The sequence below is a fragment of the Paenibacillus sp. DMB5 genome, assembly GCF_001517085.1.
In the GTDB taxonomy this organism is placed as follows: Bacteria; Bacillota; Bacilli; order Paenibacillales; family Paenibacillaceae; genus Paenibacillus_AQ.
On record NZ_LRAC01000090.1, the window covers coordinates 21,607 to 46,351 of the forward strand.

At 53.9% G+C, this 24,745-nt stretch carries 15 protein-coding genes and 1 pseudogene; 10 read left to right on the forward strand and 6 right to left on the reverse strand.

The window, feature by feature from the left end; genetic code table 11:
- Nucleotides 1-197: 197 nt before the first annotated feature.
- Both AWJ19_RS09040 and AWJ19_RS09045 read right to left on the reverse strand, forming a co-directional pair.
- Complete coding sequence (locus tag AWJ19_RS09040; RefSeq protein ID WP_068723076.1) at nt 198-1,847, reverse strand: helix-turn-helix domain-containing protein; 1,650 nt, start codon at nt 1,845-1,847, stop codon at nt 198-200.
- A gap of 32 nt (nt 1,848-1,879) precedes the next feature.
- Nucleotides 1,880-3,607: a histidine kinase gene (locus AWJ19_RS09045; protein ID WP_068723078.1), complete on the reverse strand. Its 1,728-nt coding sequence runs from the start codon at nt 3,605-3,607 to the stop codon at nt 1,880-1,882.
- A 357-nt stretch (nt 3,608-3,964) separates the two neighbouring features.
- Between AWJ19_RS09045 and AWJ19_RS09050 the strand changes: the two genes are divergently transcribed.
- From AWJ19_RS09050 to AWJ19_RS37565, 5 genes and pseudogenes are all read left to right on the forward strand, one after another.
- Entirely contained in the window at nt 3,965-5,314 is a 1,350-nt protein-coding gene (locus AWJ19_RS09050) for a sugar ABC transporter substrate-binding protein (protein WP_068723080.1), read from the forward strand.
- Nucleotides 5,315-5,383: 69 nt separating this feature from the next.
- Nucleotides 5,384-6,322 carry a sugar ABC transporter permease gene (locus AWJ19_RS09055; RefSeq protein ID WP_068723082.1) on the forward strand — a complete coding sequence of 313 codons (939 nt, stop codon included), beginning with the start codon at nt 5,384-5,386 and terminating at the stop codon, nt 6,320-6,322.
- Nucleotides 6,323-6,337: 15 nt separating this feature from the next.
- On the forward strand, nt 6,338-7,177 hold the full coding sequence (locus AWJ19_RS09060) for a carbohydrate ABC transporter permease (protein WP_082707787.1): 840 nt from the start codon (nt 6,338-6,340) through the stop codon (nt 7,175-7,177).
- 1,248 nt (nt 7,178-8,425) lie between these two features.
- Nucleotides 8,426-11,328: pseudogene (locus AWJ19_RS37560) on the forward strand (Ig-like domain-containing protein); the annotation flags it as partial.
- A gap of 414 nt (nt 11,329-11,742) precedes the next feature.
- Nucleotides 11,743-14,040: an S-layer homology domain-containing protein gene (locus AWJ19_RS37565; protein ID WP_347231096.1), complete on the forward strand. Its 2,298-nt coding sequence runs from the start codon at nt 11,743-11,745 to the stop codon at nt 14,038-14,040.
- 839 nt (nt 14,041-14,879) lie between these two features.
- On the opposite strand, the gene AWJ19_RS09070 is transcribed toward AWJ19_RS37565, so the two are convergent.
- Entirely contained in the window at nt 14,880-15,632 is a 753-nt protein-coding gene (locus tag AWJ19_RS09070; protein ID WP_068723083.1) for an AraC family ligand binding domain-containing protein, read from the reverse strand.
- Nucleotides 15,633-15,756: 124 nt separating this feature from the next.
- Here AWJ19_RS09070 and AWJ19_RS09075 point away from each other — a divergent pair, with 124 nt between their 5' ends.
- The 5 genes from AWJ19_RS09075 to AWJ19_RS09090 are packed head-to-tail and all read left to right on the forward strand — an operon-like array spanning nt 15,757 to nt 21,825.
- On the forward strand, nt 15,757-16,902 hold the full coding sequence (locus AWJ19_RS09075; protein WP_068723085.1) for a DUF2264 domain-containing protein: 1,146 nt from the start codon (nt 15,757-15,759) through the stop codon (nt 16,900-16,902).
- 45 nt (nt 16,903-16,947) lie between these two features.
- Nucleotides 16,948-18,351 carry a hypothetical protein gene (locus AWJ19_RS09080; protein ID WP_241781666.1) on the forward strand — a complete coding sequence of 468 codons (1,404 nt, stop codon included), beginning with the start codon at nt 16,948-16,950 and terminating at the stop codon, nt 18,349-18,351.
- Nucleotides 18,294-18,761, forward strand: coding sequence for a hypothetical protein (locus AWJ19_RS36415; protein ID WP_241781667.1), 468 nt, complete (start codon nt 18,294-18,296; stop codon nt 18,759-18,761). Before AWJ19_RS09080 ends, AWJ19_RS36415 begins: the two co-directional genes overlap by 58 nt.
- A gap of 38 nt (nt 18,762-18,799) precedes the next feature.
- The gene (locus tag AWJ19_RS09085) at nt 18,800-19,936 is read left to right on the forward strand and encodes a glycoside hydrolase family 88 protein (RefSeq protein WP_068723087.1); all 1,137 of its coding nucleotides are present in this window, start codon (nt 18,800-18,802) and stop codon (nt 19,934-19,936) included.
- An 11-nt stretch (nt 19,937-19,947) separates the two neighbouring features.
- Complete coding sequence (locus AWJ19_RS09090; RefSeq protein WP_068723089.1) at nt 19,948-21,825, forward strand: DUF2264 domain-containing protein; 1,878 nt, start codon at nt 19,948-19,950, stop codon at nt 21,823-21,825.
- A 119-nt stretch (nt 21,826-21,944) separates the two neighbouring features.
- Here AWJ19_RS09090 and AWJ19_RS09095 read toward each other — a convergent pair whose 3' ends face one another.
- From AWJ19_RS09095 to AWJ19_RS09105, 3 genes are all read right to left on the reverse strand, one after another.
- Complete coding sequence (locus AWJ19_RS09095; protein WP_068723091.1) at nt 21,945-22,805, reverse strand: hypothetical protein; 861 nt, start codon at nt 22,803-22,805, stop codon at nt 21,945-21,947.
- 356 nt (nt 22,806-23,161) lie between these two features.
- A complete protein-coding gene (locus AWJ19_RS09100) occupies nt 23,162-23,530 on the reverse strand; it encodes a VOC family protein (RefSeq protein WP_068723092.1) in 369 nt (122 codons plus the stop codon).
- An 88-nt stretch (nt 23,531-23,618) separates the two neighbouring features.
- The gene (locus AWJ19_RS09105; protein ID WP_068723095.1) at nt 23,619-24,569 is read right to left on the reverse strand and encodes a YafY family protein; all 951 of its coding nucleotides are present in this window, start codon (nt 24,567-24,569) and stop codon (nt 23,619-23,621) included.
- Nucleotides 24,570-24,745 lie beyond the last annotated feature (176 nt).

Genomic DNA, 24,745 nt, shown 5'->3' on the forward strand with positions numbered 1-24,745 from the left:
TTCGGGCTGATTTAGTTGTACAAACTGCAGTTATACAGTACAAAAGCGGATATCAGCTGGTTTTAGTTGTATAAAGTGCAGCTATACGGATAAGCCCGCTACAGAACCTCATCAGAAGGGAAGCATCCGGAAGCGATGCATTATCTGGATTCACGCCGGGGAGCTATGTCCCTTTAGGAAGCCATGCGCCCGGAACTTCAACCTCGCCCATTCTCCTGCACGCCCCGCTCAGACGCTGAGCCCGCCTCCGCCTGCTGCATATACTCCCGCGGTGACATGCCGGTTACCTTTTTGAACACCTTGCTGAAATAGAAAGCGCTCTCATAACCGAGCTTCTGTGAAATTTCATAGATCCGGCCTTCACCGCGCAGCATCATCTCTTTGGCAGCCGTTATTTTGGTCTCGGTGATATATTCTACATAGTTGACCTTGGCTGTTTTGGAGAACAGGTGGCTCAGATAGTTGGGGCTGAAATTGAAGACATCTGCCACCTGGTTGAGTGAAAGCTTGGAGCCGAGGTTTCGTTTGATGTACTCCTGGACATTCTTGACAATCTGCTCCTTATAGCTTTGCCTGCGGGTGGACAGCATTTCCGAGACGCCGTCGCGGAAGCAGACCAGCCAGCCGGCAATCTCTTCAATGGTATGCATCTGGTAGATCGCCCGGTACCCTTCCGGCTCATGCTCGAAGATATGCTCCACGATCTCCTCACCGTCGGCCAGAAGGGAGGTCGCCATGTACAGAATGTTACAGGCGGCATCAGTGGCGGGAACGAGCAGGTCAGACCGCCCGTCGAAGATTTCGATCATTCGGGAGATGATCGCATACAGCGCCTGGGTATCCATCTCCTCAAAAGCCCGGCGGATCTCGGAGCGCGACTCCGAGAAATCAAACAGCGGAAAGTCCTGCTCCGGCGGCTTGCTCTCGGCAAAAAACACAAACGACTCCGCCTTCACCGCAGCCGGAAGCGCCTTACGGGCAGCAAGATAGCTCTCCCGCAGCAGGTAAGGGTCCTCGACAGCAAAGCCGATTGCCCCGATAATCGTCACATTGAAATAGTTGTGAAGCACAGAGGCCATATCGGCCAGCAGCTTCCGGGTATCCGGCATCCACAGCTGCGGATCTGTCCCGCAGACCGGCAGGGTAACGGCAAAGTTGCGCAGGTCGAGGCTCGTCACATGGCAGGGCCTGATAGACGTAAGCGTATCCTTGGCCATCTGCACCGTGCTTGAGCAGAGGGCGACCAGCTTATCCCCGCGCGGCGGAACGGTGTCCGGGCCGAGGATCCGGCAGGTGCAGACCACATAAGCAGATTCGCTGAGGTCAAGATCGAGGTCCTCTTGCTGCAGCAGATACTGGTTCTTGTTCTCGAACAGATTGTTGAACAGCCGGACGAAGAATTTATCGCGCTCCGCCTGAAGGTTGCCGCGGTGTACCAGCTTGGGGTAGCTCTCGATCGTCTGATATTCCCCGAGCAGGGTAATCGCCCGCTGGATGGAGGCGGCCAGCGTCTCCGGCGTCAGCTCCAGCTTCACCAGATAATCGGCAGCCTGTACTTCAATGGCGCTGCGCGCATATTCGAACTCCTCGTAGCTGGTCAGGATGATGAACAGGGGGACGCGGCCGTATTTTTTGCGGACAGAATCAGCTACCTGCAGGCCGGTTTTGATCGGCATTTTGATATCGCTGATGACAATGTCCGGGCGGAGGGTGTCGATCATTTCCTCCTCCTGGGCCCCGTTATGGGCAATGCCGACAATCTCTATATTATACTGCTCCCATTTCAGCATGGATTGCAGGCCGATGCAGACAAGTGCCTCATCATCGGCAATCAGCAGCTTGATCAAGATTATCACTTCCTTGCTTTTAGTAGTGCAGACTATTCCTTCAGCTGGAACGGGATAAGAAGCTTCATCTGCGTATATTGTCCCGGCTTGCTCTCAATCGACAGCCCGTAAGGCTCCCCGAACGCCAGCTGCAGCCGCTCATTGACGCTGCGCAGCCCGATATTCTCGAACAGCCCCTTGGACCCTTCCTCCTGCTTGGACAGGATATGCGAAATCTGCTCCTCCTCCATGCCGATTCCATTATCCTCGACTGTAATCAGAATGTCGGCGAAGCCGCTTTTGGTCACCGTAATCAGGATGTCGCCTCTGCCCTTGGGCTCAATCCCGTGAAAAATCGCATTCTCCACCAGCGGCTGCAGGGTAAAGCGCGGAATCAGCCCGCCCAGCAGCTCCTCGTCCGCAATGCTTTGCACCATCGTTACCGTGCTTCCGTAGCGGTATTTCTGGATCAGAAAATAATCTTCCAGCAGATTCAGCTCATCGCGCAGCGGCAGCAGGCGGCGGTTGTCTTTGGCAATGCTGCGCAGCAGCCTCGACAGGGAGGTGGTCATTTCCGCAATGCCGGTGGCGTTCTGGATCGTAGCCATCCATTTGATCGAGTTCAGCGTGTTATAGAGAAAATGGGGATTGATCTGGTTCTGCAGCATCCGGTACTCCAGCTCCTGCTTCTGCTTCTCATCGGCCAGCCTGCTGTCCATCAGGGCAATGATGTCCTGGGACAGGCGGTTGATCCCCCGGCCGACATCCCCAAGCTCGCTGTTCCACTCAATGTTGCGGTCAAGGAGGAAATTACCCTGGGCGATTTTGTCGATCCGCTTCTTCAATTTCTCGACCGGCAGGCTGATCGTCCGGGTCAGATATAAGGTAATAATACCGCTGAGCAGCAGAACAAGCAGGCAGACACCGAACATAATCGGTATCCATACATTTGCTTTGGGCGCGAACTGGTTGCCGGCAATCGTCTGGGTCAGCTCAACGCCGTTTCTGACCACGTAGGAGACGGCAAGCGTGCGTTCTTCTCCTTCGAGGCTGATTTCGGACAGCCTGGTCATCGGGCCGACAGGCTCATCCTGCGTATAGGCGACCGGGTGGTATGGAGTTGTAACGGGCTGCATCTTGTCACCGATAATCTGATAATGATTGGTGCCGAGCGTCAGCAGCAGACGTGAATCCTCCGGCAGGGTGTAGCCCTTCAGCTTGTCGGTAATGACCGAGGTGTTGACCAGCAGGTAGACGGTTCCGATCCGGGAGGCGTGGTCGCCGTAAATCGGCAGAATAAACGGAATACCATAGGCGGTGGAGAGCGGGTCCTTGATCACCTGGTCATATTCCTCTGAAGCCTCGTTGTTCAGTCCGGTAATCTGGCCGATATTGTGAATCGTAAGCGGAGTGGATATACTGACTGAATTGTCGAGCTGCAGGAACTTTCCCTTATTGTCGGTTACGATCAGCCGGCGGACATAATTGTAGGAGCGGTTAATCTGGAAATCCTCCTGCATCGAGCTGAAAACATCCAGCGCATCCCTGGCTTTGGCATCCGGTGATTCGAAATAATCCGCCAGCAGCGTATTGGTTGGAGAATTAGTACTGCTCGTCATGGCCAGAACGGACAGGTTAAGCAGGTCTTGTTCTATAATATGGGATACAAGCTGCAGGTTGAACTCGGTTGCCTGGATTGTCGTTTTGCGCTGATAATAGGAAATGAGCTCATAGCTGAAAAAGGACAGCAGGGTGGCGATCAGCAGGGCAAACACAATCATGATCAGGATGATGCGGCTTTTAATAGTAGATCTTCTTATCGTGGTGACTCTCTCCTTTGGTACATAAAAAATGTAATGAAGCGGTTACAAGAGTTCCGGATGCTGCTGCAAAAAGTGTTATAACCACCATAGCATATTCCGGTATTGCAAAATAGAGGGGGAGGCAGGAAGCAGGAATTTTACAGGTTTTGAATAGAAAATTACAGGTCTTAAGCAATGAAAGCGGAAACAGAACACAAAAGTGAAGGAACTGCGCAGGAAAATGCATCCCACTTTTACGCTGAACCCGTTAATATTTGAGATAGCTTCAGAAGATGATCACTGGTCAACAAAACGAGAAGAAAAGGGGATAATTCAATGAATTACAAAAGATTGTATGGCATGACCTTCACTGCGGTGCTCTCCGTGGGCCTCTTGGCAGGCTGCTCCGGCAACAACAATAATACACAGAACAATGCCGCTGCAACAAACGCTCCTGCCGCCGGCACCAATGCAAGCGCTTCCTCCGAACCGAGCCAAGAGCCTGTTACGTTAAAATGGGCGCTGTGGGACTGGGAAGCAACCGCTTACTATAAACCGCTGATCGAGGCTTACCAGAAAGAGCATCCGAACGTGACCATCGAGTACGTTGACCTTGGTTCCACCGACTATATGACCATGCTCAGCACGCAGCTGTCCGGCGGTGCCGATCTCGATATCCTGACCATCAAGGACATTCCGGGCTACTCCAACCTGGTGAAGCAGAACCATCTTGAGCCGTTAAAAGGATTCATGAGCTCTAACAGCATTGATCCTGCGCTATATGGTGGTACTGTTGAGCAGATCGAAGTGAACGATGAGGTTTATGCGCTTCCTTTCCGCAGCGACTTCTGGATCGTGTACTACAACAAAGACCTGTTCGATAAAGCAGGGGTTGAATATCCGAGCAATGACATGACCTTCGAGCAGTACGATGAGCTGGCCAGAAAAATGACCTCCGGCAGCGGCGCAGAAAAGGTATACGGTGCACACTACCATACTTGGCGCAGTGCGGTTCAGCTGTTCGGCATCCTGGACGGCAAGAACACGGTGGTAGACGGAAACTATGACTTCCTGAAGCCTACCTATGAGCGCATCCTGAAAGAGCAGGAAGACGGCATTGTAATGGATTATGCGACACTGAAAACCTCCAGCACGCACTATTCCGGCGTATTCTACAACAACTCCGTTGCCATGATGAATATGGGCAGCTGGTTCATCGCCACCCAGATTGAAAAGGTGAAGAGCGGCGAGTCCCAGGCAAAGAACTGGGGTATCGTGAAATATCCGCATCCGGACGGCGTTGAAGCAGGAACTACACTGGGTACGATCACTTCCCTGGCTGTTAACCAGAAGTCAGAGCACAAGGAAGCCGCACTTGATTTCATGAAATTCGTGACCGGTGAAGAAGGCGCTTCTGTCATTGCTTCCACTGGTACCATTCCGGCGATCAAAAACGATGAGGTTATCAGCTCGATCACTTCCATCGAAGGCTTCCCTGCTGATGAGAACAGCAAGGCTGCCCTGACTACTGTGCAGACTTACCTGGAAATGCCTATGCATGAAAAGAGTGCCGACATCGAAGTGATCCTGAATGAAGCGCATGACAACATCATGACCAAAAATGCGTCGATTGACGAAGGCCTGAAGGATATGAACACCCGTGTGCAGGCACTTTTGAACAACTAAGCAGTGATTCTCAGGGGGCGGGCCATGCCCGCCCTTTGCATAGAAGGTAGAAGGTTTGGAGGAGAACGAATGCAAAATGAAACCGTACTTAGACCAAAAAAAGCCCCAAAAAGCATACTGTCCAAGGGCGTCCGGGATCATCTGGTAGCATACAGCTTTATCGCACCGAATTTTATCGGCTTCGCCATCTTTACGCTTGTCCCTATGTTCTTTGCCTTTGTCCTGGCATTTGTTAAATGGGACGGGGCCAATCCGATGGAATTCATCGGCCTTGATAACTTTACCCGGCTGATCAAGGATACCACCTTCCATAAAGCGCTGTGGAATACCATTGTCTATACCATCGGCGTTGTGCCGTTCACGATGGCTGTTGCCCTCGCGCTGGCGATTCTGCTGAACCAGAAGATTATTGCCCGCAACTTTATGCGTACTGTCTTTTTCTTCCCTTACGTTGCTTCACTTGTAGCGGTGGCGGCAGTGTGGAACTTTATTTTCAGCCCGACTATGGGCCCTGTCAACAACATCCTGCACCTGATCTCCGGCGTGCCGATTGAGGATCTTCCCCGCTGGGCGGCGGATAAGCAATGGGCGATGTTCACGGTTATCCTGTTTACTGTGTGGAAAAATATGGGCTACTACATGGTTATCTACCTTGCAGGCCTCCAGGGGATCAACCCGGAATTATATGAAGCCGCTGAGCTCGACGGCGCTAACGCCTGGAGCCGGTTCCGCAATGTGACGGTTCCGCAGCTGGCACCAACGACGTTCTTTGTCCTGATGATTCTGGTCATTAATTCGTTCAAGGTCTACGATATCTTCATCAACCTGTTTGCCGGCGCCGACAATCAGCTGAACGACTCAACAAGAGTAATGGTCTATCAAATCTACAACACGGCGTTCCGTTCGCTTGATTACGGCTATGCCAGCGCCATGGCTATTGTGCTGTTCCTGCTGGTGCTTGGTATTACCATCGTCCAGTTCCGCGGCGAGAAGAAGTACGGACAATAGGAGGATAAGAACGATATGGTAGGTTCAAATAAAATCATCAGAGTCAGCGTTAAAGTGTTGGTGTATGCTTTGCTCGCTGCAGCAGTCTTCTGTATGCTGATCCCTTATGTATGGATGCTGTCCTCATCACTCAAGATGAACAAGGATGTCTTTTCCTTCCCGATGCAGTGGATCCCGGATGTGCCGCGCTGGCAAAATTTCGTGGACATCTGGACCCGGATTCCGCTCGGTAAGTTCATTTACAATACGGCAAAGCTGTCCGTTGTCGTTACGATTCTGCAGCTGCTGACCTCAAGCTTTGCAGCCTATGCATTTTCCAAGCTGCAGTTCAAGGGCAAAAATATCCTGTTCCTGGGTTATATCGCTACCATCGCTATTCCTTGGCAGGCTTACATGGTGCCGCAGTTCATCATGATGCGTTCGCTCGGGCTGAACAATACCCATCTGGCGATTATCCTGCTGCAGGCCTTCTCCGCTTTCGGGGTGTTCCTGATGCGCCAGTTCTATCAGGGTGTACCGGATGAGCTGTGTGAGGCGGCGCGGATCGATGGCCTCAGCGAATACGGAATCTGGGCCAGAATTATGCTTCCGCTATCCAAGCCGGCCCTGTCCACACTGACGATCTTCACCTTCGTCAACACCTGGAACGACTTCCTCGGGCCAATGATCTACCTGACCAAAACCGAGCTGAAGACGATTCAAATCGGACTTCGCATGTTCATATCCCAGTATTCCGCTGAGTACGGGCTGATTATGGCAGCCAGCGTAGTCTCTATTATTCCGGTTGTTATTGTCTTCCTCGCACTGCAGAAGTATTTCGTGCAGGGGGTTGCAGCATCGGGGATTAAAGGGTAGTGAGAACAACGTTTTAGCAGTTAAGCCTGGCAATTGCCTTACCCGCAAGCTGCCAGGTTTGTTTGTCTATGCCTTAAACAGCTGTTCGAAGCCTTCTCAGGTTACACAACTTGTGCGGTAGCTGTCCAAGGCATGCTTTTTACAGTGGTATGTATACGCTTTCTTTTGGTTTTGGTTTGCCCACTTTACATTTTGAAGGAGGACAAGTGAATGATCAGAAAGCCAGCATCCGGCAAAAAGCTTATATCCATCCTGACGACCGCCATGCTCGTGCTCGGGATGTTCCCGGGACCCGGCCAGCCGTCCGCATCTGCTGCAGCTGCGGATAATGTATACGCTGCTGCCTATATGGGGGCGAAAACTGCGGCGGAAACGAATTTGCCGTCCAGCATCAATATCGGAGGCAGCAGTACAGCTGTCAGCTGGAAGATCGGGGAAGACACCTTTGCTGTACCGTATGAAACAGTAACCGTGAGCGGAACAACAGCCAGCGGTCCGGTTACTGCGAGCGTTGAAGTTATTCCCGCTGCGGATTATCCGCTGGCCTATTTTGTGGACAGCGGCCGGGGCGGAGACTCGGTGGGGAACGGGCCTACGGCCTCCCCGCTGTATGAAGCGGTCAAAGCGCTCAGCGGTGGGAGCCTGATCAATCAGGCGCCGGACCAGCGCTATGTCAGCGGAACGACTGACTGGGGCTTCGACGATTCCGTGCAGAAGCTCAAAAATTCCAAGGACGGGGGACACACCGATCCGGCTACAGATCCATCTGTGTGGGTAGTCGGTGTACGCGCTGCTAACGATAATATCGTCTATCAGCTGAAGGCGCTGGAAGCCGGAACGTATACGCTGAGCAGCGGCTTCCACGACTGGTACGGCAGCCGTTCGCGGGTCATTCAGCCGCGCATTGAGTATCAGGATACCAGCGGCGGCAAGCATACGTTGTCACTGAGCCAGTTCAATGTCAATGCGTCCAAAATCAACTCCGGCGAATTTACAGTTCCCGCCGATGCGGACACCAGCGTTCCTATGACATTGACATATGCTTATATCTCCGGTGAAAAGCCGATTCTCAGCTGGTTCGGAATCGCTGAAGGCGGCATCAAATCCCTTCTTGACGATGCCCGCCAGAATGCAGCCTCCATGGTGCAGGTGCTGCTGAACGGCAACGACATTCAGGCGGACAATGAGAATGGCCTTACATTCAAGGGCTTCGGCGTGCTGAGCGCCAACAGCACCAGTGCGCTGCTGATGGATTACAAGGCGGAGCATCCGGATAAATATGCAGAGATGCTGCAGATCCTGTTCGGCGGAGAGTATCCGCTCATGAACCATGTCAAAATTGAGATGGGTAATGACCGCAACAACTCCACCGGACCTGATCCGGCTACGATGCGCACAGCGGATGAGAAGGTCAATGTCAAACGCCATCCGGGCTTCCAGCTGGCAGCGGATGCGAAGGCCGTTAATCCGGACCTGAAGGTCAGTATCCTGCGCTGGAGCGCTCGGCCTGGGCGGATAATAACGACAAAATCTATACCTGGTACAAAAATACGATTCTGGAGGCTTACCGCCAGTACGGCTACATGACCAACTACGTTAACCCGTACATTAACGAGCATGCTCCGGATATCGAGTGGACCAAGCAGTATGCGGAAAAGATAAAGACCGATAATGAGGGTTTTGCCAGTGCAGAGGAGCAGGCACTGTATAACCGGATTCAGGTGGTCATCTCGGATGAGGTAGGCATCGGCTCCTTCGGCAGTGCCATGGTAAGCGATGAATCGCTGCGTAATGCCGTGCCGGTTGCCGGATACCATTACAACACCGATGACGATGCTGCAGGCAATTTCAAAAAGCTTGCCGAGCAGTATGACATTGAAATCTGGAATAGTGAGGCACAGGCTACTTTCAGTAATTCGGCGTTCCGTCCCAATAACAATGTGAAGGACCCGACAGTTGCCGGAACGGGAATCGGCGGGGTAGGCGGTCCGCTGGAAATGAGTAATACGATCATTAAGGGATTTGTGAATTCGCGCCGTACACATTTTATATACCAGCCGGCGATCGGCTCCTTCTATGAAGGCGGACAGTATTCCTTCAAGGAGCTGGTCAGCGCACGCGACCCTTGGTCGGGCTGGATTCACTATGACGCAGGCCTGGTGATTTTGCAGCATTACAGCCGGTTCGCAGAGCTGGGCTGGGAAAATGATGACAACACAGCCGGCATTTGGAGAGCCGTTCCCAAGGCAAGCTCCACCGGTGCTACAGGAACAAATCCGGTCAACGGGCGCAACGGAACACCAAGCTATATTACGCTTGCAGCCCCTGACAAAACCGATTTCTCGACCGTCATTGTAAATGACAGCGAGTACACCAAAACCTACAAGCTGCAGGCCGTCAATATGGCTTACACCGGTAATCCTTCCCTGGAGGTATGGGAGACCCGTGCGGCTGAAGCCGGAGAAGTGTTCAACAGCAATTACATGCAGTATCTCGGCGATGTGGCCGCAGACGGCGGCGGTGTGTACACCGTTAAAGTGAAGCCGTATTCAACGGTAACGGTAACCACGCTGGATACCAAGGACAAAGCCGAATATAATACCCCGCTGCCTGTGGAAGGCGAACGGACGGTGCTGAATACGGATGCAACAGGAGCGGTGCAGGATACCGGAGACAAGTTCCTGTATGCCGATGATTTTGATTATTCGGACCGGACAGTCATTAAAATCGGGGCAGACGGAAAAGCAGCAGGCACCGAGAGTTATATCGACTCCCGTGGCGGATCAAAAGGCGCCATTCCGCGTTATACCCATGACCGCAACGGAGCATTTGAAGCTTACCTGCCGGACGGATCGGATAATTATGTTCTCCGCCAGCAGCTTGACCGCAGCATTATGGGCCTTGGCGGCACCTGGAACGGCGGCGATCCGGTGACTGCGATCGGTGACAACCGCTGGACGAACTACAAAGCCAGCGTGGACGTTTCGTTTGAGCATAACAGTACTGAGGGAAGCGGCAATTACGCGGCAATCGGCGCCCGCTATCAGGGCGGCGGCAGCTCGCATAGCATTGGCGGTACCCCATATGTGCTGAAATTCTGGTTCGACGGCGGCTGGCAGCTGCTGGTGAACGGCGGGGCCGTGGCCAGCGGAAATGCGGCTACAGGTACCGGCGGTGTGAAGATCGAAGGCTTTAACACAGCTTATGATGCCTGGCATAACATTGCTATACAGGTTGCCGGAGCCACCGTTACCGCCTATCTGGACGGGGTGAAGCTGGCTGCCCATACCGATCCGGTTCCTGAATTGTCCGGCCGGGTTGATCTGGCCAGCGGCTACTATCATGTCCGGTTCGATAACCTGAAGGTAGAGACGGTGGACGGCTATACACCTTACTATTCCGAGCTGCTGGATAACCTGGAAATGTTCGATCTGGCTGCCGTTCCAAATCCCAAGCTGTCCTACAGCGGGAACTGGAATCATGCCAACGGTGCCGGCATGTTCATCTATCAGCGCTCCACTTCCACCAGCCAGGGGGCAGGTGCAGCGCTTGCCTATACGTTTGAAGGAACCGGGCTGGATATTCTGGGGCCGAATGACGGATCAGCGAAGCTTGAAGTAACAGTGGACGGTAAGACTGCTGTGCAGTCGGCGGAAACCATGGCCTCAAAAGAGCTGTATCAGACCTATGCGCTGCGTGGGCTGAAATACGGCCAGCATACGGTGCAGATTAAAGTATTGAGCGGCACGCTGGTTGTAGATGCCGTGGCGGTTGTTTCCGGGGAAGTACAGGGACTTCCAGATACGGCAGCACTTGTTGAAGTGGTAGGTGCAGCGAAAGAAATCGTAAAGCTGGACGAATATGCCGAGGCAGACTGGCAGCTGTTTACGGCTGCACTGGACAGTGCCGAGGCTGCGCTGGCTGATACTGCCGCTTACCGGCTGGATCAGGAAGGTGCGGCACAGCTGGCTGCGCGTCTAACCTCTGCGCAGAATCAGCTGACCACAGGCGATCTACGAGAGCTGGCTGTTCTGCCGGATATGGCAACTTATGCCGGTCAGCTGCCTGTTCTGCCGCAGCAGGTGGAGGCGACCCGGGCAGACGGCAGCAAGCTGCCTGTCACCGTGAAATGGAATACGGCAGAAGTAAGCTTTGATACGCCGTATGACAGGGTGGCGGTTACCGGTACTTACGGCAACCTCAAGACGGTTGTTTATGTAGAGGTAGTGCCGCAGGGTCTGGTTTATTTTGTAGATCCGGGTGTAGCAGCGGAAGGTGTTACTCCGCCGTATAACGTCATTAAGAATTTTGTAGGTGCCAGTCTGCTGAATGAGCAGGCAGATCAGCTATCAACGGGAGACGCGGTATGGGGACACACCAATACCGGAGCAAATTACGGGATGAAAGGGCTCGGAGGTGCGGTGGTTACCACGGATAAGTCGCAGACCGGGGTTTACGGCTCCAACACCAGAAACAATCCGCTCGTGTACCTGTTCCCGCTGGAGGCCGGTAAATATACCATTACTTCCTTCCATAGAGACTGGTGGAGCAATGCAAACCGTACGATGGATATTACCGTCAGTTATAACGATCCTGAGGGCAAGCCTGTAACGGAGACTGTCCGGACAGGAGTGGTTGCGGGACCAAACGGCGTCATGCTTAACCATGATTTCACGCTGCCGGTGAGCGGAACCGTGAAGTTTACGATCAACAATACGTATTCGGGCAATCAGGCTGCGCTGGTCAGCTACGTGGCTATAGCCAAAGATAAGACCAGTGTTGCCAATGAATTGGCCGTGAATGAGGCCAAGAGTATTATTGAGGGAGCGGCCTTTAATGTGAAGAAGGCGGTTGCCAACAGTGAAGAGGCTGTGCAGGTCTGGCTGCAGCAAACGATTTCCGGGCTGGAAGGCTTGAGTGAAACAGATGTAACGATTGGCGAGGTAACCTTCACTGCCTTCCAGGAAGCAACTGATGATGCCGCAGGCAGCTTTAGCTTTACTGTAGCGTTAAGCAAAGGTGAGGCGCTCGCTACGGGTACGGCCAGCGGTACGATTACACTGCCGGAGCCGGATGTAACGCCGCCGGTTATTACACTTAACGGTGATCGGGTGGTTAATGTTAAGCTCGGCTCTGACTATACAGATGCCGGAGCGACAGCTTCCGATGAGGTGGACGGCGATCTGACTGACCGGATTGTCACCACGGTCAGCAGTGAAGTCTATGGGCTGACTGAGATCGATACAGCTAGAGCGGATGTGTACACCTTCCACTACAACGTCAGTGATGTCGCAGGAAACAAGGCGCTGGAAGTAACGAGAAAAGTAGTTGTGGCCGAAGATCCGGATACGGTCAAACCGGTCATTACCCTGCTTGGTGAGCCAACTGTAGAGCTGGCGAACGGAGCAGCCTATACGGATGCCGGCGCGACAGCGGCGGATGACCGGGATGGGGATCTTACCGGTCAGATTATAGCGACCATTACGAAGGGCGGCCAGCCGTTAGCTGCGCTTGATACCACGCAAGCCGGCACTTATCTCTATCATTATAATGTGAGTGATGCGGCCGGTAATGCGGCGGTTGAAGTTATCCGAACCGTAATTGTTGCTGAGAAAGAGCCGCCGGTAACGGAGCCGACGCCAACTCCGACTCAGACGCCTTCGCCTACACCTGCACCGACGGATGCGCCTGTGCAGACTGCACCACCGGTGGCGGCTACGCCAACACCAACTCCAGCAGTGCAGACTGTGCGGACCCTGGAGCAGAAGGACATTCCTGCGGCAACAGACGGAGCCGTTACAGTTCAGCTGGCTGAAGGTACGGAATCTGTTGTGCTTCCGGCAGGTATTCAGGGATTGACGGGCAGCAATACACTGCGCCTTGCCTGGGGTAATGCTGCTGTGGAATTCACTCCTGATGCGCTGAAGAGCATTGTTGAGAAGGCCGCAGCAGGGCAGGCACAGGCCGATCAGGTGCGCATCAGACTGACCGGTCTGAAGATGCCGGCGGCTGCAGCGGAGCAGCTGATCAACAATCAGGCTGCGGACAGCTCGCTCCGCTTGTCTGCGGCAGGTGAGGTAATCAGCTTCAGTCTGGAGACAGTTGCTGCAGACGGCACCGCAACAAAGGTAACGGCGTTTGAGGTGCCGCTGATTTTGACCTTTAACGTTAATCCGTCTGCCAATCCTGATCTGCTGGGCGTCTACTATATTGCCGGGGACGGAAGCCTGGAGTATGTTGGCGGCACCCTCAAGGACGGGAAAATGACAGCAGCGGTCAGTCACTTCAGCCAGTATGCGGTACTGCAGTACGACAAGAGCTTCGCGGATGTCAGCAGCAGCATGTGGGCTAACAGCGTAATCAAGTCGCTGGCCGCCAGACATATTATTGAAGGCATTTCCGCTGCGGAGTTTGCGCCGCAGGGGCAAGTGACAAGAGCGCAGTTCGCGGCGATGATCGCCAGGGCGCTCGGCCTGGAGGCTGCGGATGGAAGCACTCCGGTATTCCGGGATGTTAAGGCTGGAGCCTGGTATGCGGACAGCATTGCAGCCGTTAATCAGGCAGGCATTGTGCTTGGACGCACGGCAGATACCTTCGTTCCAGACAGCAGCATTACCCGTGAGGAAATGGCTGTGATGGTCGTGCGGGCATACGAGTATCTGCAGGGAGACAAAGCGCAGGCAGCTTCTGACGGAGCCTTCAGTGATCAGCCGCAAATCAGCGGCTGGGCAGAGGAGGCAGTCAGCATCGCTGTAGAGGCAGGACTTCTGCAGGGACGCGGCAGCAAGCAATTTGCTCCGCAGGCACTGATGACCCGTGCCGAAAGCGCACAGGTGATCTACAACCTGCTGAAGCAGCTGTAAGAAGGTATTAAAGAACCCGTGAGCCTGCAATAGCGCAGGCTCACGGGTTTATTTTAACGCCGCTGTTTACTTGGGCTAATGGAGCAAAGTGCAGGAGTGTATCTCTGCTATAGGATGAAAATGTCGGAGGACTGTCTTGGCTGAGCTGCTGGGATGGTGAGTTGGTGATTTGGTGAGTTATTGAGTTGGAGAGTTGATGAGTCGGTGAGTTGGAGAGTTTGAGTTATTGAGTTGGAGAGTTTGAGCTATTGAGTTGGTGAGTTGCTGGGTTGTTGAGCTGATGATTTGCTAATTTGCTGACTATTCCGACTGATGGGCTTATTACGACCATTAACTGCACTTTGTACAACTAAAACAGCCTTTTTTCCTCCGAAACTTGGTTTAACTGTAGTTTGTACACTTAAAAGAGCGAAAAAATGAGGAAATTGCCCTGCAGGCCAGTTTTAGTTGCACGAACTACACCTAAAGTGTGTATGAGCGGAATTTCGGCGGTTTTAGTTGCACGAAATACAGTTAAGCTGCCGGACGTGGCAACGTTGGGTGTAAGCAAACAAACGCTGGGTGTAAGTCAACGTCGGGTGTAAGCAAATGCCAGGTGTAAATGAACACTGGAAGTAAGTCAATGCAGATGTAAATAAACGCCTGTGTAAGTAAACGCCCGGTCCAAGTAAACACAGATTATAAGTAAACACCGATTATAAGTAAACTGCACGCCAGAGCACTGAACCTTCTATCTTTCTCTCAGTCAGCCCGTTCCGACAGCTTGCCGTATTTGCCCGGCGGGATGCCGGTGATGTTCTTGAAGGTGCGGATAAAGTTGGCATAATCGTTGAAGCCGGTCAGATAGCAGGTGTCAGAGACAGAGGTGCCGGCGGACAGAAGCTGCTTGGCCAGGGTGATTTTTTGAGCAGGACATAGCGGTAGAGGGTTCCTCCGGTCTGCTGCTTGAACATGTGGCTGAGATAATATTTATCCAGACCGAGCTCGCCGGCAATCTGCTCAAGTGTCAAATTCAGCTGCAGATGGCCGTCAATATAGCTCATGGCTGCCTGGATATGCGGTGAGATGACGCTGGTAACAACAGCAGAGCGGGTGCGGGTGTATAGCTCATTCACAAGCACGAGCAGCTGGATCAGATAAGTCAGCGCGAGCACCTCGCTGCCGTATTTCGGCTTCTCCACCGTTTCAATCAGGTGCATGGACAGCTCCAGATACTCGCTAAGCAGCGTCTCCTCCATATGCGCAAGATTATGCTCACCGGTCTGGCGGTTCTGGAAGCAGGCAAGCAGGTTGGTTGCCGGAGTGCAGAAGGGATAGATCTGCGGAGCCCGGAAATGGATCGTTAACCGTTCATACGGCTCCTGGGTCAGATTAATGATTTTATGGATTTCATGGTTGTTAAAAATCAGCACATCGCCGCGCTGCAACGGGTAGCTGTACTGCTCCACGAATCCGTTCACCCTGCCGCCCAGAAACAGAAAAATCTCATAGTGGTCATGGATATGAAAATCCCTTGTCGGGGAGATCGGCGAATTGCCGATTCCGGCCAGAATATCCCCCTGAAACGGCTGATAGTACTCCGAATGCTTCATTCCTGCTGCCCCTTCCGATTCATCACAATAAACGCAATAAAACCTCATTAATCGCAAAGACATTGCAATAACTCAACAGTAAACTATAAAGAGAGATTGTGCAAATGAAAGGAAGAGCGCTTACATGAATACTACGGAGCAGCGTAAATATTGGCTGGATACCTTACTGCTGATCGGCCATCCGGTACTCGATGCCTTGAGCCGCAGACGTTTGAAAGAAGAGCTTCCTACGGAATTTCACGCTGACCGGAGCACGTTTGCTCACCTGGAGGCTTTTGCCCGGCTGGCCTGCGGGATGGCTCCATGGCTGGAGCTTGAGGGACTGGAAGGTGAGGAGGAACAGCTTAGAGCCCGCTATGCCGGCCTGATGCTGGAAGCGATAGATGCCGGTACCGATCCGGCTTCCCCGGATTATATGAATTTCAAGACAGAAGGCCAGCCGCTGGTAGATGCCGCTTTTCTGGCCCATGCGCTGGTACGGGCACCCAAACAGCTCGCCGGACGGCTCGACGTCCGGGTCAAAGCTAATGTAATTACCGCGTTAAAAGAAACCCGGCGCACCGCGCCCAGCGGCAGCAACTGGATTCTGTTCAGCGCCATGGTAGAAGCGGCCCTGTACATTCTGGGTGATCCCGAATATGACCGGATGCGTGTAGGCTATGCCGTGCACATGTTCATGGAATGGTACAAGGGCGACGGTGTCTATGGTGACGGCAAGGACTTCCACTGGGATTACTATAACAGCTTTGTCATTCAGCCGATGCTGGCGGATGTAGTTGCGGTATTTGAGCAGGACTCCGCACAGTATGCGGCGCTGAAGCCGGTTATTATGGAGCGGGCCCGGAGGTATGCCACCGTGCTGGAGCGGATGATTGCCCCGGACGGAACCTATCCGTTCACCGGGCGGTCGATTGTGTACCGCTTCGGCGCTTTTCAGCTGCTGTCGCAGGCGGCGCTGCAGCATTTCCTGGAGGATGCGCTGCCGCCGCAGCAGGTACGCTGCGCGCTGACGGCTGTTATCAGACGGACAATGGATTTCCCGGGAAATTTGGACGAAAAAGGCTGGCTGCGGCCGGGTGTGTACGGCTATCAGCCGGATCTTGCCGAAAGCTACATTAATACAGGCAGCCTCTACCTGTGCGCCTCTGTATTTCTGCCGCTCGGCCTGCTGCCCTCCGATCCTTTCTGGGCGGAGGAAGATATGAAATGGACCTCGGCGCGGATTGCCGCCGGTGAGAATGTATTGAGGGATCAGGCAATCGGCAAATAAGACATCCCGGCGTATAGTGTTACGTTTGCGATAGGAGAATGGAAGATGACGGAGCAAACTTTTTGGAAAAGTGTACAGGAACTGCAGCCTGTTAGTGCAAGTCTGTATATTCCCGATGGCAATCCGGACGCCTTCTGGAGATCGGCGGCATCGGCCGGGTATCTTCAGCAGGACATAGCCGAGATCCGGGCGGAGGGAGAAAGGCTGGCAGGGCAGCCGGTTCCGGAGCTGACCCCGGAGCTGTTCTCGGTCTTTGCGCGTACCGGCTCCCGCCTTGAATATGAACGGGTGTATTTTGAACGGAGAAGAAGGCTTAACACTTTTGTATTCCTGGCACTGCTGGAGCCGGACAATGCACAGCATCTGCAGTATGCGGAAGAAATGCTTCTGGCCGTGTGCGGAGAATATACGTGGTGCCTGCCGGCCCATGTTCCCGCCGGGCATGAAGCCGCAGAGGTTAACCGCTATATTGACCTCTTCTCGGCCGAGACCGGCTTTACGCTGAGTGAAATTTCGCTGCTGCTGGGGGAACGGCTTCAGCTCCCGCTCCGGCTGCGGATCAGACAGGAAACGGAAGACAGGCTGTTCCGGCCTTTTCTGGAACAGGGACCCTATGAATGGGAGACTGCCCGGCACAACTGGGCAGCAGTCTGCGCCGGCTCCATCGGTGCCGCCGCCCTGCTCTCTGTGGAAGATCCACAGGCTCTGGCGGATATTCTGCAGAAGACAGAAAGGAGCATGCACTTTTATCTGGAAGGCTTCGGGGATGACGGTGCCTGTCTTGAGGGGCTGGGCTACTGGAATTACGGGTTCGGCTATTTCACTTACTACAGTGATCTGCTCCGATCCCGCAGCGCAGGAAGCCTTGACTGGTTCAAGGTACCTAAGGTGCAGCGGATCGCCCGCTTCCAGCAGCAGTGCTTCATTGACGGCAGCCTTACCGCCAATTTTTCCGATTCACTGCCCCGGGTGCGTGTGCACATGGGGTTGTCCCATTACCTCGCCGGAGTATATCCCGGAGATGTTGAATGCCCTCCGGCAGAGCTGCGGGCTCCGTATACCGAGGATCATTGCAGCCGGTTCGCTCCGGCGCTGCGCAATCTGATCTGGAAGCAGTCCGGCACCGGGCAGCAGGACTGGCCGGCAGCCAGTGCCTACCTTCCCGATGCGGCCTGGCTGCTGTCGCGGCATGTCTCGCCGGCCGGGACCTTTGGCTTCGCGGCCAAAGGCGGCCATAATGACGAGCCGCACAACCATAACGACCTGGGCCAGTTCATTCTGACCGGCTGCGGGGAGGTGTACGCTGCCGATCTGGGCAGCGGGGAATATACGGCCGGCTATTTCGGCGCCGGCGTTACGGGTATGACTGCAACGGCTCCCAGGGTCACTCGGTGCCGGTCATTAACGGCCGGTATCAGCAGGCCGGCCGGGCGTTCAGTGCCGCTGTAGTGCACGCGGCAACGGACGAGACTGCGGATAAGCTGACGCTGGACCTGACAGCCGCGTATGAGGCAGAGGGGCTGCAGTCACTCACCCGCACGCTTGTCTGGCATAAGGAGCAGCTGCCCCGCCTGGAGCTGAAGGATGAATACCGTTATGAAGGTGTACCGGAGAGCTGGACAGAACGCTTCATTACATGGAGAAAGCCGGAGGCGTTATCCTCCGGTGCGGTGCTGCTGCCGGGACACGAAAGCGGCGGAGTAAAGGTAACGTATGATCCGGCTGTGGTTAAGCCGCAGATTAATGAGCATGTATACCGCGATCATTTCGGGCAGGAGAAGGTGTGGCACAGTCTGGATTTTCAGTCTGTCCGGCCGGGCAGCGAAGGCAGCTATGCTTTTAGCTTTCAATTTATATAGAAGAAACACAACCATTCAAGCGAAGGCGGGAACTTAAAATGAACATGACAGCACAGCATACATGGGTGGAAGAGGCCTGGACCAAGGCACTGGAGAAGACCGTTATCAACAGCCGGAGCATCGGCTCTGAATTTCCTCATGCCAGCCACGGCGGAAAATACGATCTGGCGGCACCGCACTGGTGGACAGCCGGCTTCTGGCCGGGCATGCTCTGGCAGCTCTATGCCGGGGGCGGAGACGAGAGCCTCAAGGCGGTTGCTGTGGAATGTGAGCAGCGGCTGGATGAGGTGCTTGACGGCTACCTTAGACTGGATCATGATCTGGGCTTCATGTGGATATTGACCAGTGTAGCGAACTTCAAGCTGACCGGGTCGGAAGACTCTCGCATCCGGGCTTTGAAGGCGGCCAATTACCTGGCGGCACGCTTCAATCTGAAAGGCCGCTACATCCGGGCCTGGAACCCGTGGCGTGAAGGCGAAGACAACAGCGGGGTAGCCATCATCGACTGCTGCATGAACATGAGCCTGCTGTTCTGGGCATCCGAGACGACCGGTGATCCGCGCTACAGACATATCGCAGAAGCGCATATGGATACAGTGCTTGAGCATTTTATCCGGCCGGACGGCTCGGTCTATCATATTGTTGACTTTAACCCTCACACAGGTGAGGTTACGGAAAAACGCGGCGGCCAGGGCTATGCGCCGGAATCGGCCTGGTCGCGCGGCACAGCCTGGGCGATCTATGGCCTGGCGCTGGCTTATCACCATACCGGCTATGAGCGTTATCTGCATGCAGCCCAGCAGGTGGCGAATTTCTTCATTACCCGGCTGCCGGAGGATCATGTGCCTCACTGGGATTTCCGGGCTGCAGGTGTAGCCGGAGACCTCCGCGATACCTCAGCCGGTTCGTGTGCAGCGAGCGGGATGCTGCTGCTGGCCGGGCAGGTAACGGCTGCAGAATCACATGTGTACCGGAATGCCGCAATGAAAATACTGGAGTCCCTTTACAGCAACTACGGCACCTGGGATAATCCGGAGGAGCAGGGACTGCTGCTGCATGGCACAGGCAACTACCCGGAGAACGGGAACATCGATGTCCCGCTCATTTACGGTGACTTCTTCTACGTAGAGGCGCTGGCCAGGGTGAGGGAAGCCGGACCATTCTACTGGGAATAGGAGAGAACAGGATGAATAGCGAGCAAAGAGCTGCAATTCAGGACAATCCGCTTGTAACCCGCCAGAATCTGGCGCTGGCCCTTGAGCAGCTTACCGCTCCTCTCGGCCCGTTGTACAGTCCGGGCGGAGCACGGCTCAGAGCCGGAAAGACAGGGGCCAGCTATCCGTCAGCCGTAGCGGAGATGGAGGGCTTTTCCCGCGTATTGTGGGGCCTGGTGCCGCTCCTGATGGGCGGCGGAAGCAGCCCGCTTCTGGATACCGTGCTGGATGGAATCCGGCATGGCACCGATCCTGCACATGACGAATACTGGGGCGATGTGGCTGATTACGACCAGCGGCTGGTAGAGATGGCTGTCTTCGGCTTCGCTCTGGCAGCGGTACCGGAGCAGATCTGGACACCGCTTGCTCCGCAGGAGCAAAGCCGCCTGTACAGCTGGCTCAATCAGATTAACGCCCATCCCTGCTATGACTGCAACTGGCTGTTCTTCAATGTGCTGGTCAATGCCGGCTTCAAAAAGCTCGGGCTTGCCTATGACGCAGGGCAGCTGGAGACGAACCTGCAGCGGATGGACGCGTTCTATCTGGGCGAAGGCTGGTACAGTGACGGGGTCAACGGGCACAGCGATTATTACGTGCCGTTTGCCATCCATTATTATGGGCTGCTGTATGCGAAGCTGATGGAGCAGGAGGACCCGGAGCGTTCAGCGCTGTTCAAGGAAAGAGCAAGACTGTTCGCACCGGAATTTATCAGCTGGTTCGCCCCAGACGGCTCCGCGCTGCCATACGGCCGCAGTCTGGCATACCGTTTTGCCCAATCGGCCTTCTGGAGCGCATATGCGTATGCAGATATAGAGGGAGGCTACCCGGCAGGGATGGTTAAAGGGCTGGTGCTGCGCAATTTGCGCTGGTGGTTCAGCCAGGAGATTTTTGACCGGGACGGCGTGCTGACGATCGGCTACACCTATCCTAACCTGGTAATGGCGGAGAATTACAATGCGCCCGGATCACCGTACTGGGCGCTGAAGACCTTCCTGCCGCTGGCCTTCAGCGACGAGCATCCATTCTGGAAGGCGGACGAGCTTCCGTTGCCGGAGCTTCCGGCGGTGTCAGTCCAGCAGCCGGCGCATCTCGTAATGGTGCGTGATGCCGGACATGTGGCCGCCTTCAACAGCGGGCATTTGTACACCAATGAGCATACCCATACCTCGGCCAAGTACGAGAAATTCGTGTACTCGACCGGCTTCGGCTTCAGTGTGCCCCGTGCGGAATGGGGATTGTCCCAGGGAGCTTTTGATTCCATGCTTGCCCTGAGCGAGGGAGGGGATAACCTGTACCGGGTGAGAAGGCGGAACCTGAAATCGGAGATCACGGACAATGTGCTTCATTCCGTATGGATGCCGTGGTCTGATGTTGAAGTCCGCACCTGGATTATTGCCGGACTTCCGTGGCACATCCGGGTGCACCGGATTGAAACCGGGCGGGCATTGGATGCCGCGGAGGGCGGGTTTGCCCTCGGTCAGGAAGTAGAGCGCGGGCAGTTTATCAGCCCCGCAGGCGCAGCTGCATGTACAGCCTGGGGAGCTGCGGCAATCAAGGGACTGCTCGGATACGGCAAGGCAGAGCTGATCATGCCGAATGCCAACACGAACCTGCTCCGGCCGCGGACGGTGCTGCCTACCCTGACGGCATCTCTTGAGCCGGGGGTGCACTGGCTGGTATCTGCGGTCTACGGGGATCCGGCCGGGAATCCGGCTAAGGATAGCTGGAGCCGCCGGGCAGCAGGTATTCTGGAGCAGCAGCCGGAGCAGCTGCTTCATGTAGTCATTGGACAGCAGTCGGTTAAAGTGCTTACGTCCGGCGGCGGTGAGGTTAACATTTCAATGGATTAGGAACGGAATCCCCCGTTCCTGAGTCCCCAAAAACAAAGCCCCTATGTCACTTCAATGACATAAGGGGCTTTGTGCTTTTCATCCGCCGGAAAACGTCAACCTGCTGCCCGTGCTCCGACCTAGTCTGTCTTTTTAAAATGCTGTTTCAGAATCCCCGCAATTACCTGCCTATAACCCTCGCTGTCAAAAGCGGAATTATCCACCTTATACTTGGCGATGGTCAGGGAGTTGTAAATCTCATCCTCCAGTTCCTTGCGTGCCTCCAGCACCTGCAAGGCTCCTTCTATGCCCGAGTATTGCCGCTGCTCGCCGTATCCCTGGTTCGTGTAATACTCGATGAATCCCTGAGACCATTCCAGCGGACGTTCACGGACGGCCTTTTTAAAAGAGTGGTCGAGATCTTTCTGTGTGATGTAGATCAGCAGCGGATTGAGGGGCTCTATAGCGGCAGCGAGTTCAGATACGTAGCTTTTAACGGTCATTCTGTCAGCGCCATATTTAACCATTCCCACCGTTACGGGATTTTGGATGAAGGAGCAGTCAAAAATGAATGTGTCCTGTCCATCCGCAGCATCCGCTGTGAACTTTCTCCACTTTTCAGTGATAAGCTTTCTGTTGTCCTCCAGCGGCAGCTCGTAAATATCTTTTTGGCTAATAGCATGCAGCAGCTCATCCGGGAATTCCGGCCCATATTTTTGTTGCAGTTTGCGGTATTCCAAAAAGCAGCGGTTATCCTGCTGTATAACGTGTTCGTTTAACAAGTCTCTATGTCGATCGAAGCTGCCCAGCAGCTCTGCAAATTCATGCTCCTCAAAACAGGCAACCCCGTCGTAATCTGCGGGATGCTCCAGATTCCCTTCGGTGTACAGCCGGGCGTCAGTGTTCATTGTCGCAAGCAGCTCATGAACAAGTCCGGCAGCGGTTGTTTTCCCTGACCCGGGCAGCCCTTCAATCAGAATCAGCTTTGGTGTGGTTGTCATATTTGTTCCTCCATTCGGGATTAGAGGATATGCTTATCGGGGGAGTGCCTGAGATGCTGTTTTCCGCAACAATAAAGCGGATACCGTCAGGTATCCGCAGAAGGGATCAGAAGCGTACCTTCCTGTGCATATCCTGTAAGATTTAGATGCGGGCAAGCCGAATAGAACAGCGTAGACACTGTTTTCGGGCAAGCTTGTGCATAGTAATCGTTACAGAGTAATCCACATGATCGGCGAAGGCTCCTTTGTATGCATCTCTGGATTTCAGCTTACCATCTGGCCAGGCTGAATACAATCAGCAAATGAAGAGGGAGGCCTGTCTGACATTTAGTTATGCAGCCAGATCCGTTTGCGCATCAGGCTTTACTGTGAAGGGTAATCAGATAACCGTCCGGGTCGGCAAATGTAAAGGTCCGCCCGAAGGGTCCGTCAATGGGGGCGGATGTAATCTTTACACCTGCTGCCATAAGCTTGTCGTGGATTTCCTGCGTATCAGGAGCATGGAGCCACAGAGCGACACCCAGTCCAGGCTGGGTACCGGAAGCGAGTTCTGTTCCCGGCAACAGGTCACGCAGGGCAAATGCGATAGGCTTGGTTTCAAAAACCACAGCATGAGGGGGGCCCGCCTGTGACCGGACCAGTCCGAGATAGTTTTGATAGAATTCTGCAGAGCCTTCGAGATTGCTTACCTGAAGTGAAATGAAGTCGGGTCCAATTGCTGACATAATAATATTCTCCTTTGTATGTGGGGTTGTTAACCTACTTTTATTCGGTATGTCTTAATTATATAAGCCCCCTGTTGCCAACAGTATGTCAGTAGCGTTCTTTCATTTTTTCGATTTCTGCTTTTATCCGGTTTTTGAAGGATTCGGGCTCTGTGACTACCACATCTGCACCCCACCCAAGGATCCAACTCAGCAGCTCTTCCGGTTGACGGACCCGAAAAGTGACATGGTAACCGTCCTCTTTAGCTTCGGCAGTCTCCATATAATAGTTGTTCGCTTCTTCAACTTTATCGGCGATTTCCGGATTGAAAATTGCGCAGACCCGTATACTGCGGGTATCCTTCGGCCGATAGGATTGAAGGTTGAAGTTAGCGGGAAGCTGAAAGGTTTCATCGGTCACGGTAAGGTCATCCATTCGGGAAACCCGAAAATGGCGGATATCCTCCCGCAGGTCGCAGGAAGCAAGCAACAGCCAGCCATTCTGCTCATCATGTGCCAATCCGAATGGCGATACCGTTCGCTCAGTTACCCTGCTCCCATCGGCTTCAGCAACCCGTTTGTGATAGGTGAAATGAATTTTCCTGCCATCCAGCATGGCTTGACGAATGATTCCCAAGTTTACTTTTTCCCGGATCATGATGTCCATTTCATCTTTTTGGAGCAGACGGATGCTCCCCTGGATCCGGTTTGTCTCCTCGCGGATGGGCCCTGAAAGAATGGCTTCTATTTTTCTGCGGGAAGAACGGGCACTATTGCGAAAAGCGGGATCAAAACGCTTTTCTATGAATTCAGCGCCAAGTAGAAGGGACACTGCCTCTTCTACTGTGAAACTGACGGGGGGAAGAAAATAGCCTTCCATTAAAGAATATCCCGACCCTGTCTCACCAACGACAGGAACACCTGCTTCACTCAAAGCCTGCATATCCCGGTAAATCGTTCTTGCGCTGACCCCCAGAACCTCCGCTAATTCATCAGCTGTCAGCAATCTGCTTCGCTGTAATTCCATCACAATCGCTAAAAGACGCTCTGTTTTATTCAATTGAAGCAGCACTCCCTTGTTAGAATTCACCACACAATGGTTTAGTTAATATCAGCTTAGGTATTCTTATACTTAAATTATAATAGAACACTGCTGACAACTGAATGTCAGTAGCCCCATGTGTATGTTAGAGAAGCGCTGGAGCCAGGTCCGGTCGGGTCAGATTACTCCGGAGT

Bases quoted from the DNA above. Each gene is read 5' to 3' on its own strand.
- AWJ19_RS09045 (WP_068723078.1), bottom strand. From the start codon at position 3,607: ATGATTGTGTTTGCCCTGCTGATCGCCACCCTGCTGTCCTTTTTCAGC.
- AWJ19_RS09050 (WP_068723080.1), top strand. From the start codon at position 3,965: ATGAATTACAAAAGATTGTATGGCATGACCTTCACTGCGGTGCTCTCC.
- AWJ19_RS09055 (WP_068723082.1), top strand. From the start codon at position 5,384: ATGCAAAATGAAACCGTACTTAGACCAAAAAAAGCCCCAAAAAGCATA.
- AWJ19_RS09060 (WP_082707787.1), top strand. From the start codon at position 6,338: ATGGTAGGTTCAAATAAAATCATCAGAGTCAGCGTTAAAGTGTTGGTG.
- AWJ19_RS37565 (WP_347231096.1), top strand. From the start codon at position 11,743: ATGGATATTACCGTCAGTTATAACGATCCTGAGGGCAAGCCTGTAACG.
- AWJ19_RS09070 (WP_068723083.1), bottom strand. From the start codon at position 15,632: ATGAAGCATTCGGAGTACTATCAGCCGTTTCAGGGGGATATTCTGGCC.
- AWJ19_RS09075 (WP_068723085.1), top strand. From the start codon at position 15,757: ATGAATACTACGGAGCAGCGTAAATATTGGCTGGATACCTTACTGCTG.
- AWJ19_RS09080 (WP_241781666.1), top strand. From the start codon at position 16,948: ATGACGGAGCAAACTTTTTGGAAAAGTGTACAGGAACTGCAGCCTGTT.
- AWJ19_RS09085 (WP_068723087.1), top strand. From the start codon at position 18,800: ATGAACATGACAGCACAGCATACATGGGTGGAAGAGGCCTGGACCAAG.
- AWJ19_RS09090 (WP_068723089.1), top strand. From the start codon at position 19,948: ATGAATAGCGAGCAAAGAGCTGCAATTCAGGACAATCCGCTTGTAACC.
- AWJ19_RS09095 (WP_068723091.1), bottom strand. From the start codon at position 22,805: ATGACAACCACACCAAAGCTGATTCTGATTGAAGGGCTGCCCGGGTCA.
- AWJ19_RS09100 (WP_068723092.1), bottom strand. From the start codon at position 23,530: ATGTCAGCAATTGGACCCGACTTCATTTCACTTCAGGTAAGCAATCTC.